Source organism: Streptomyces thermocarboxydovorans (assembly GCF_039524635.1).
Lineage (GTDB): Bacteria > Actinomycetota > Actinomycetes > Streptomycetales > Streptomycetaceae > Streptomyces > Streptomyces thermocarboxydovorans.
This window is the reverse complement of the sequence record NZ_BAAAGU010000035.1, coordinates 70,452-80,396: the sequence shown is the minus strand read 5'-3', so window position 1 is coordinate 80,396 and position 9,945 is coordinate 70,452. Positions and strand designations below refer to the sequence as shown.

At 72.9% G+C, this 9,945-nt stretch carries 5 protein-coding genes and 2 pseudogenes; 1 reads left to right on the top strand and 6 read right to left on the bottom strand.

Features of this window, described 5'->3' with window-relative positions; all coding sequences use genetic code 11:
• From ABD198_RS17835 to ABD198_RS17820, 4 genes are all read right to left on the bottom strand, one after another.
• Window positions 1–211, bottom strand: a 211-nt coding sequence (locus ABD198_RS17835; protein WP_344002455.1) for a sugar phosphate nucleotidyltransferase, incomplete at its 3' end; no start/stop codon positions are given.
• A 180-nt stretch (window positions 212–391) separates the two neighbouring features.
• Window positions 392–4,774, bottom strand: coding sequence for an Rne/Rng family ribonuclease (locus tag ABD198_RS17830; protein ID WP_344002435.1), 4,383 nt, complete (start codon window positions 4,772–4,774; stop codon window positions 392–394).
• 260 nt (window positions 4,775–5,034) lie between these two features.
• Window positions 5,035–5,817, bottom strand: coding sequence for a TIGR03936 family radical SAM-associated protein (locus ABD198_RS17825; RefSeq protein ID WP_344002432.1), 783 nt, complete (start codon window positions 5,815–5,817; stop codon window positions 5,035–5,037).
• Between the two features lie 48 nt (window positions 5,818–5,865).
• On the bottom strand, window positions 5,866–7,059 hold the full coding sequence (locus ABD198_RS17820; protein WP_344002429.1) for a hypothetical protein: 1,194 nt from the start codon (window positions 7,057–7,059) through the stop codon (window positions 5,866–5,868).
• 185 nt (window positions 7,060–7,244) lie between these two features.
• On the opposite strand from ABD198_RS17820, the pseudogene ABD198_RS30740 reads away from it, so the two are divergent.
• Window positions 7,245–7,346: pseudogene (locus ABD198_RS30740) on the top strand (dihydrofolate reductase); the annotation flags it as partial.
• Here the strand turns inward: ABD198_RS30740 and ABD198_RS17815 are convergent.
• Both ABD198_RS17815 and ABD198_RS17810 read right to left on the bottom strand, forming a co-directional pair.
• A pseudogene (locus ABD198_RS17815) lies at window positions 7,322–7,759 on the bottom strand (TerD family protein); the annotation flags it as partial. The pseudogenes ABD198_RS30740 and ABD198_RS17815 sit on opposite strands and share 25 nt — an antisense overlap.
• A gap of 99 nt (window positions 7,760–7,858) precedes the next feature.
• Entirely contained in the window at window positions 7,859–9,838 is a 1,980-nt protein-coding gene (locus ABD198_RS17810; protein WP_344002426.1) for a TIGR03960 family B12-binding radical SAM protein, read from the bottom strand.
• Window positions 9,839–9,945: the final 107 nt, after the last annotated feature.

Below are 9,945 nucleotides of genomic sequence, written 5' to 3'. Positions count from 1 at the left end.
CCTTGCGCTCGTAGACGGCCTCCTTGCGGTAGCCGACGATGATCGCGGCCTCGGTCAGACCGACCTCCGCGAAGTTGGCGAGCGTCAGGTCCAGGACGGTGACGGGCTCCGGCCCGTCCTCCGCACCCACAGGCACCAGCGCCTTGGGCAGGGTGTCGGTGTAGGGGCGCAGACGCCGTCCGGCGCCGGCCGCAAGCACGAGGCCTATCATCGCGGTCATTCTCCTTACGTTCCCCGGGTTCCGCCGAGTCGGGGGGATGTCGGGGGATCGGGTCTCGGCGGCGCACGGTGGGTGCGGGCGGGCGGGTGTGCCGCACGGCCGGCCGCCGTGCGGGCGAAAAGGGTGTGGTCCTGTCCGCGGGGGACAGGACCACACAGGGTAGACGCCCGCTCAGTCCTCTTCGGTCACGGCCGTGACCGAGGACGACGGCGGCTGCTGGGAGGCGGCCGCGGTCTTCTTCGACGTCGTCTTCTTCGCGGCCGACTTGGTGGTCTTGGCCGCCTTCTTGGCCGTCGTCTTCTTGGCGGCGGTCTTCTTGGCCGCCGTCTTCTTCGTCGCGGCCTTCTTCGCCGTGGCCTTCTTGGCCGCCTTGCGGGCGGTCTTCCTGGCCGGCGCGGCCTCCTCCTCGGCTCCCGCCTCGGTGCCTGCCTCCGCGCCCGCCTCGGCAGGCGCCTCGGCCGGGACCTCGGAGGGCTGCTCGGCAGCCTTCCCGGCCTGCGTCCCGGCGGGGGCCGGCTCCTCGGCCGGGGCCGCCGGGAGGACGACCACGGCCGCCTCCTCGGACGCGGTGGGCGTGGTCGGCTTGCGCACCGCACGGCGGCGCGGGCGGGCCGGAGCGGCGGGCTCGGGCGCCTCGGCGGCCGCCGGGGTCCCCTCCGGCTGCGCCTCGGGCGCCGGTGCGCTCGCCGCGGCGGTCTCGGCGACGGTCACCACCGCGGGCTCCGCTCCCGCCGGGGAACCGGCAGGCGCGGTCACCTTGCGGGTGACCCGGCGGCGCGTACGGCCCTTGGGAGCGGCCTCCTCGGCCGACGGGGCCTTGGCCTCCTCCCGAGCGCCCACCACCGCGTCCTCCACGGCGGCCGGCTCGGCCAGCGCCTCGGCGGCCGACTCGGGCTGCACGGGGCGCTCCGCCTCCTCGGCGGGCGTCACGTCCTGAGCCGTCGGCGCCCCGGCGGGCTCGGCGGCCGCGGCCTCCTCCTGCTGGGCCTTCTCCTGCTTGCCCCTGCCCTGCTTCGCCTTGCCCTTGGCCTCGTCGGCCTTGGGCGCGCCCGCGGGCGCGGAGGCCCGGCGGCTCGCCCGGCGACGGCCGCGTCCGCGGCTCGCTGCGGCCTCCGCCTCGGCAGCGCTGCCGTACAGCTCCTCGTCCGGGGTGAAGGCGGGCTCCGGGAGCGCGGCGGGCTCGGCGACCTCCGCCACGACCTCGGCCTCCGACTCCTGCTCCGCCTCCTGCTCGGCCGTCTCCACGGCCACGGCCGCCTCGACGGGCTGCTCGGCGGCACCGGCACGGGCACGCTTGCGGCGTTTGCCGCCGCCACCGGTCCCGGCCGGCTGGTCGAGGTGGACGATGACGCCGCGGCCGTTGCAGTGGACGCAGGTCTCCGAGAACGACTCCAGCAGGCCCTGGCCGACCCGCTTGCGGGTCATCTGCACCAGGCCCAGCGAGGTCACCTCGGCGACCTGGTGCTTCGTACGGTCCCGGCCCAGGCACTCCAGCAGGCGGCGCAGCACCAGGTCCCGGTTGGACTCCAGCACCATGTCGATGAAGTCGATCACGATGATGCCGCCGAGGTCGCGCAGCCGCAGCTGGCGCACGATCTCCTCGGCCGCCTCCAGGTTGTTCCTGGTGACCGTCTCCTCGAGGTTGCCGCCCTGGCCGGTGAACTTGCCGGTGTTGACGTCGATGACGACCATCGCCTCGGTCCGGTCGATCACCAGCGAGCCGCCGCTCGGCAGCCAGACCTTGCGGTCCAGCGCCTTGGCGAGCTGCTCGTCGATCCGGTACGTGGCGAAGACGTCGACGTCGCTGGTCCACTTCTGCAGCCGGCCGACCAGGTCCGGGGCCACGTGCGAGACGTACCCGTGGATGGTCTCCCACGCCTCGTCGCCGCTGACGATGACCTTGGAGAAGTCCTCGTTGAAGATGTCCCGCACGACCCGGACGGTCATGTCGGGCTCGCCGTACAGCAGCGTCGGGGCGTTGCCGTTCTTGGCCTTCTTCTGGATGTCCTCCCACTGCGCCTGCAGCCGCTCGACGTCCCGGCGCAGCTCCTCCTCGCTCGCGCCCTCGGCGGCGGTGCGCACGATGACACCCGCGTCCTCGGGGACGATCTTCTTGAGGATGGTCTTCAGCCGGGACCGCTCGGTGTCGGGCAGCTTGCGGCTGATGCCGGTCATCGACCCCTCGGGCACGTACACGAGGTAGCGCCCGGGGAGGGAGACCTGGCTGGTCAGACGCGCGCCCTTGTGGCCGATCGGGTCCTTCGTCACCTGGACGAGCACCGACTGGCCGGACTTCAGGGCGGACTCGATGCGGCGCGGCCCGTTGGCCATGCCCAGCGCCTCGAAGTTGACCTCACCGGCGTAGAGCACGGCGTTGCGGCCCTTGCCGATGTCGATGAAGGCGGCCTCCATCGACGGCAGCACGTTCTGCACCTTGCCGAGGTAGACGTTCCCGACGTACGAGACCGCCTGCTCCTTGTTGACGTAGTGCTCGACGAGCACGTTGTCCTCGAGGACGCCGATCTGGGTGCGGTCGCCGTGCTGCCGCACGACCATGACCCGCTCGACGGCCTCGCGGCGGGCCAGGAACTCCGCCTCGGTGATGATCGGCACCCGGCGGCGGCCCTGCTCGCGGCCCTCGCGGCGGCGCTGCTTCTTGGCCTCCAGACGGGTCGAGCCCTTGATGGACTGCACCTCGTCGGACGGCTCGGTCCTGGGGCGCGGCTCACGGACCTTGACGACCGTGCGCTCCGGGTCGTCCGCGGACGGCTCGGTCTCGACGCTGGCGTCACCCGCCCGGCGACGACGGCGACGGCGGCGACGGCTGCTGCTGGACCCGGTCTGGGCGGCGGCGCCCTCCCGCTCCTCGCGGCTCTCCGTACCCTCGTCGCCCTTCTCAGCCTTCTCGGCGGACGCCTCGGCGTCCTCCTCCGCCTGCTCGGCGATGTCCTCGGCGTCCTGGGCGGCCTGCTCGGCGGCGGCCCGCTCGGTGCCGGTGTCCCCGGCCTCGCCGCTGTCGCCCTCGGCGGACTCGCCCCGCCGGCGGCGACGGCCGCCGCGGCGACGGCGCCGGCGCGAACCGCCGGTCTCGCTGTCGTCGTGGTCCTCGGTGTCCGCGTGGTCCTCGGCGGACTCGTCGGCCTCCTCCGTCTCCACCGTGTCGGCGGCCGGTGCGGCCTCGGGCTCCTCGGAACCGCCCCGGCGGCGGCGCCTGCGGCGCGAACCGGCGGGCCGCTCCTCCGGGAACTCCTCGATCTCCTCGGGCTCATCCGCGCCCGCGGCCTCGGCGGCCGCTTCGGCCGCGGCCCGCTCCGGGGTCTGGAACTTGGGCTCGGTGAACACCGGCGGCTGGAACACCGCGACCGGGGGCTGCACGGGGCGCCTCGGCGGCCTGCTTCCGCTGCCGGAGTCCTCCGGCTCGGCGGCGGGAACGGCGGCCGGGGCGGGCTGCGCCGGAGCGGCGAACCCGGCGGGCGGCTTGCGGACCACCCGGCGGCGCTTGCGGGGCGCGGCGTCGCCCGCCTCGGAGGCTTCGGCGGTCTCGGCGGCGGGCTCGGAGACCTGCGCGGCGGTGCTCTCTTCGACGCTCTCTTCGGAGGCTTCGCTGCCGTCAGTGGCCTCTTCGGTGTTCTCGGAGGCCATGGCCTGCTCGGCGGCGGGGGCGGAGGCGCGGCGGGAGGACCGGCGGCGCGTCCGGCGAGGAGCGGCGTCCTCGGCGATTTCGGGGGTGCCGGCGGATTCGCCGGTCTCTGCGGCCACGGCGGCTTCCTCTGCCTCGGCGGGCTTCGCTTCATCGGCGGTCTTGGCGGCCTGAGCCGTCTCAGCGGGCTGTGCGGTCTCGGCGGAATCCGCCGGCGCGGTCGCCGTCGCCTGCGGCGTGGTCACACTCCGCGTCACCCGGCGACGGGCGCGACGCGGCGCGGCCTCCTCCGAGGACACGGCGGACTCGGCGCTCTCGACGCTCTCGGCGGACTCGGCGCTCTCGGCGGGCTCGGAGGACTCGGCGCTCTCGGCGGGCTCGGCGGGCTCGGAGGACTCGGAGGACTCGGCCGCCTCGGCGGTCCCCTCGCCCTCTTCGAGCTCGCTCGTCTCTTCCTTCTCCTCGGCGTCCGCAGATGCAGTCGCCGCCTCATCGCTCGCGGCGGTCGCTGCGGGCGCGGCCGGGATGACGGTCTCGGCCACCTCGGCGGACGCCGGCGCTCCGGCGGGTGCGGAGGCGCGCCGGACCACCCGGCGACGGCGGCGCGGAGCGGCCTCCGCCTGCGCCTCGTCGGCACCGGCACCGGCAGCGGCCTGCGTGTCCGCGGCCGTGTGCTTGGTGTCCTTGGTGTCCTCGTTGTCCTTGGTGCTCTTCGCCTCGGAAGCCTTGGGCTCGGCGGGGTCGGCGGACGGTATGGCCGGCGTGACCACTTCGGCCGTCTCGGCCGCCGTCTCGGAGGTCCCGGCGGGCGGTCCCGCCGGGCGGGAAGCGGCACGCCGGCGCCTACGGGGCGGCAGGGTGTCGCTGGGAGTGGTGGATTCGGAGCCCTGGGTGGGCTCGGTCGGTTCGAGCATGCGGGCGTTTCTCCCGTCAGGCTCCCGGGCGCCGCACCTGGTCCGGCAACTGCCGGTGACGTCCGCGGCTCGCGCGTTGCGCGGTGCCGCCGTCCGGGGCGCGGGCGCCGCTCGGGAGCTCTCTGTGTCCTGTCTCGCCGGTTCCGTACGCCGAATGCGTACGGCCTGGCGAAAGTCTTCTGGTCGGTGCGCTGCCCGACCCAGGTGGCTCCCGAGTTCGAGGGCGGCGCTACGACGTGCGTCCCTTCGCGGAACCTTCCTTACGCCGGCGCCGTCGCGGTGGCAGTGGGATCGGCCGTCGAGCGGGCCGTCACTGCCTCGCGGTCGGGCGCGAGCGGGTCGGTCACCGTGCCGGTCTCTTCATCGAACAGCCCCTGCGCCAGCCTGGTCACCGCTGCGGGGACCGGCGGCGCCAGGTCGGCCACGGCGCGAAGACCGGACAGGACGTCGTCAGGTCGTACGGCAGGCGTCACGTGCCGAACAACCAGCCGCAGTATCGCACAGGGCTGGTCGCTCGGCCTATCAGCCTGCGAGGAGTGCGCGGAGTGCGTCTCCACGCATTCCAGACCGGCGACCGCGGAACGGGCGTCGAAGGTTCGCACGCCGTTCTTGGTGAGCCGCTGGACCTCTACGGTCTCGGCCGCCTTGAAGGCGTCCACCGCGCGGCGGGCCTCCTCGGGGTCGACGCCGTCCAGCCGCAGCTCCCACACGGAGGCCGTGAGCCGGTCGGCGAGCCCCGAGGTGCGGGCCTCGACCGCCTCGACGATGTCGAGCCCGGCGGGCAGCGACTCGTCGAGGAGGATCCGGAGCCGCTCGGGGTCGCGCGGCTCGGTCAGGGCGATCTCCAGATACTCCGCCTCACTGCCCGTGCCGGTGGGTGCGGCATTGGCGTACGACACCTTCGGGTGCGGCGTGAACCCCGCCGAGTACGCCATCGGCACCTCGGCACGGCGCAGCGCACGCTCGAAGGCGCGCTGGAAGTCACGGTGGCTGGTGAACCGGAGGCGGCCGCGCTTGGTGTAGCGCAGTCGGATGCGCTGCACCGCGGGTGCGGGCGGCGGGCCTACGGGCTGTCGCTTGCCCAGTGTCGTTCAGTCCTTCGTGAGAGCGGTCGTACTGCTACCAAGAGTACGTGCCTGCCGCGCGGGAGGTTCCCCGCGGTCCGTGAGCAGGGGCTTCCGGGGCTCGCCGAAGAGCATCCGGCGGAAGTCGGCGCGGGCCTGCCGGACGGACTCGCGGGCGGAGGCGAGCGCCTGCCGCGTGGCCCGCCCCACGCTGCGCGCCGCACGGGCGGCGGGCCGCAGCACCGCATCACGCACGGCGTGCCCGATCGGTGTCAGCACACTGCGGTACACCCATCGCACCGGCTCCACGAAGATCCACCGGAAGAGGGTCGCGAGGAACCGTCCGACGACGAGCGAGATGTGCGCGGCGACCCGCCAGGCGTGCCCGAGCGCGTCCCATATCTCCCGTCCGATGATGGCGAGCACCCGCCCGACCGGCACCAGCACCCACCGCCACACGGCGAGCGCGGGCAGCACGAACAGCACCCGCATGATCCAGTACAGCGCCGTGCCGACACCGCTGACGACCATGCCGGCCGCCCACGCCACTCCCCGGGCGCACCAGGCGATCGCCCGCCCGACCGGCGTCAGCACCCACGTGTAGAGCCACACGGCCGGCACGACCACCAGATACCGCACCAGCCAGGCCAGCACCGCATACGCCCCCGCCCCCATCGCGGCGAGCACGACCCCCACCCCGCGCACCAGCCACATCACGGCATGCCCGACGGGCGTCAGCACCCACCGGTACACCCACACCGCCGGCACGACCACCAGATACCGCACCAGCCAGGCCAGCACCGCATACGCCCCGGCTCCGATGGCGGCGAGCACGACCCCCACCCCGCGCACCAGCCACATCACGGCATGCCCGACGGGCGTCAGCACCCACCGGTACAGCCACAGCGCCGGCGCGACGATCAGCACCTTCCCGAGCCACAGCGCCAGCTGCCCGAGCGGAGTGAGCAGATACCGCCACAGCCCCACCAGCGGCCACACGAACACCGCCCGCGCCAGCCACAGCAGCCCCCGCCCGACCGGCCGGAGCAGCGCGTCGTTCAGCCACCGCCCCGTCACGACCAGCGCGTCCCACAGCATCCGCACGGGCACGACGAGCACCAGCACAACGATCCGCACCGGAAGGCGGATCGCCGTGACGAGACAACCCTCCCCGCCGCCGGCGGCCCCGCCGGCCCGGCCACCAGACTTCTCCAGTTCCATACCGCCGAGGACGCCCCGCACACCCCGCCCGGATCCCTCGGACCCGAGGTCCACACAGAATCGTGACCAAGATCGTGACCGAGCCGGCCGGCCACCGGCCTCAATCCCAGCGGGCCGCCCCGCGAAGGGGCAGGATCGAGGCCCATGCACAGGCTGGCCGAGGAGGCCCCGTGAGCACAGTGATCATGCACAGCGTGGTGTCGGTCGACGGCTTCATCGCCGACGACAACGACGACGTGGGACCGCTGCACGACTGGTACTTGACGAAGTCCCAGTCGCCGTTGGACCGGTGCCGGAAGGAGCCCAGTACCAGAGCGGTCTCCCGGGCTCGCCCGTCGGAGACCTCGAGCCGGCCGAGTTCGGTCATCGCCGGGTCCAGCAGCCGGATGCAGGCGTCGGTGAAGCCGGACAGGTCGGCGTCCGGGTTCACCTCCGGATCCACGGCGGCCACCAGCACCAGCCGGTCGGCGGCCTCCGGCAGCGCGTCGAAGGCGACCCGCACCGCCGCCTTGTCCGGCCCGGCCGCCGGCACGGCCCGCACCGAACCGTCCGGCGTCTGCTGATTGTTGTAGAAGACGAAGTGGTCCTCGCTGAGGACGCGGTTGCCACGGCAGACCAGTGCGCACACGTCGAGCGCGACAGCGCCGGACCATGTCATGCCGAGCACGTTGTAGTCACCGGTCGAGCCCGCGGGTGCGGGCGGCGACTGCGGCTAGCGCCGAGAGAGCGCGACCGAGCAGGTCATCCGCCTCGTACGGGGATGACCTGCTTGGTCGCGTCGGCTCTGGTCAGTGCCGGGTCAGTGCGAGTGGGCGCTCGCGGCCGGGGTCGGGCCCGAGTTCTTGACCGTGAGCGGCAGCAGCTTCTTGCCCGTGGGGCCGATTTGGATGGAAGTGTCCATCTGCGGGCACACGCCGCAGTCGAAGCAAGGGCTCCAGCGGCAGTCCTCGACCTCGGTCTCGTCGAGGGCGTCCTGCCAGTCCTCCCAGAGCCAGTCCTTGTCGAGGCCCGAGTCGAGGTGGTCCCAGGGGAGGACCTCCTCGTAGGTGCGCTCGCGGGTGGTGTACCAGTCGACGTCCACGCCGTAGGGGGCCAGGGCCTTCTCCGCGCACTGCATCCAGCGGTCGTAGGAGAAATGCTCGCGCCAGCCGTCGAAGCGGCCGCCGTCCTCGTAGACCGCGCGGATGACGGCGCCGAGGCGGCGGTCGCCGCGGGAGAGCAGGCCCTCGACGATGCCGGGCTTGCCGTCGTGGTAGCGGAAGCCGATGGAGCGGCCGTATTTCTTGTCGCCGCGGATCTTGTCGCGGAGCTTGGCCAGGCGGGCGTCGGTCTCCTCGGCGGAGAGCTGCGGCGCCCACTGGAACGGGGTGTGCGGCTTGGGGACGAAGCCGCCGATGGAGACCGTGCAGCGGATGTCGTTGGACCCGGAGACCTCGCGGCCCTTGGCGATGACCTTGGTCGCCATGTCGGCGATCTGCAGGACGTCCTCGTCGGTCTCGGTGGGCAGTCCGCACATGAAGTACAGCTTCACCTGGCGCCAGCCGTTGCCGTAGGCGGTGGCGACGGTGCGGATCAGGTCCTCCTCCGAGACCATCTTGTTGATGACCTTGCGGATGCGCTCCGAGCCGCCCTCGGGGGCGAAGGTGAGGCCGGAGCGGCGGCCGTTGCGGGTCAGCTCGTTCGCCAGGTCGATGTTGAAGGCGTCGACCCGGGTGGAGGGCAGGGAGAGGCCGATCTTGTCGTCCTCGTAGCGGTCGGCGAGGCCCTTGGCGATGTCGCCGATCTCCGAGTGGTCGGCGGAGGACAGGGAGAGCAGGCCGACCTCCTCGAAGCCGGTCGCCTTCAGACCCTTGTCGACCATCTCGCCGATGCCGGTGATCGAGCGCTCGCGCACCGGGCGGGTGATCATGCCGGCCTGGCAGAAGCGGCAGCCGCGGGTGCAGCCGCGGAAGATCTCCACGGACATGCGCTCGTGGACGGTCTCGGCGAGCGGGACGAGGGGCTGCTTGGGGTAGGGCCACTCGTCGAGGTCCATGACGGTGTGCTTGCTCACCCGCCACGGCACGCCGCTGCGGTTGGGCACGACACGGGCGATCCGGCCGTCGGGGAGGTACTCGACGTCGTAGAAGCCGGGGACGTAGACGCCGCCGGTCTTGGCCAGGCGCAGGAGGAGTTCCTCGCGCCCGCCGGGGCGGCCCTCCTGCTTCCAGGCGCGGATGATCTGTGTGATCTCCAGCACGGCCTGCTCGCCGTCGCCGATCACCGCGCAGTCGATGAAGTCGGCGATGGGCTCGGGGTTGAAGGCCGCGTGGCCGCCGGCCATGACGATGGGGTCGTCGATGGTGCGGTCCTTGGACTCCAGCGGGATGCCGGACAGGTCCAGGGCCGTGAGCATGTTGGTGTAGCCGAGCTCCGTGGAGAAGCTCAGACCGAGCACGTCGAAGGCGCTGACCGGGCGGTGGCTGTCGACGGTGAACTGCGGGACGCCGTGCTCACGCATCAGCGCCTCCAGGTCGGGCCACACGCTGTAGGTGCGCTCGGCGAGGACGCCCTCCTGCTCGTTGAGCACCTCGTAGAGGATCATGACGCCCTGGTTGGGCAGGCCGACCTCGTAGGCGTCGGGGTACATCAGCGCCCAGCGGACGTCGCAGCTGTCCCAGTCCTTGACCGTGGAGTTCAGTTCTCCGCCGACGTACTGGATGGGCTTCTGCACATGCGGGAGGAGAGCTTCGAGCTGCGGAAACACAGACTTCACAGACTCGGCGGCTTCGGCAGGCATCTCGCTGACCTTCGTGTGCTGGGGTTGGGGCCCCGGCCGGCGGCTGGGGACGGGTGACCATCAAGCCTAACGCGGACACGGGGGTCCCCCGCACGGCGGAAGTGCGC

Excerpts from the sequence above, each read along its gene's own strand:
- ABD198_RS17830 (WP_344002435.1), bottom strand. The coding sequence starts at position 4,774 with ATGCTCGAACCGACCGAGCCCACCCAGGGCTCCGAATCCACCACTCCC.
- ABD198_RS17820 (WP_344002429.1), bottom strand. The coding sequence starts at position 7,059 with ATGGAACTGGAGAAGTCTGGTGGCCGGGCCGGCGGGGCCGCCGGCGGC.
- ABD198_RS17810 (WP_344002426.1), bottom strand. The coding sequence starts at position 9,838 with ATGCCTGCCGAAGCCGCCGAGTCTGTGAAGTCTGTGTTTCCGCAGCTC.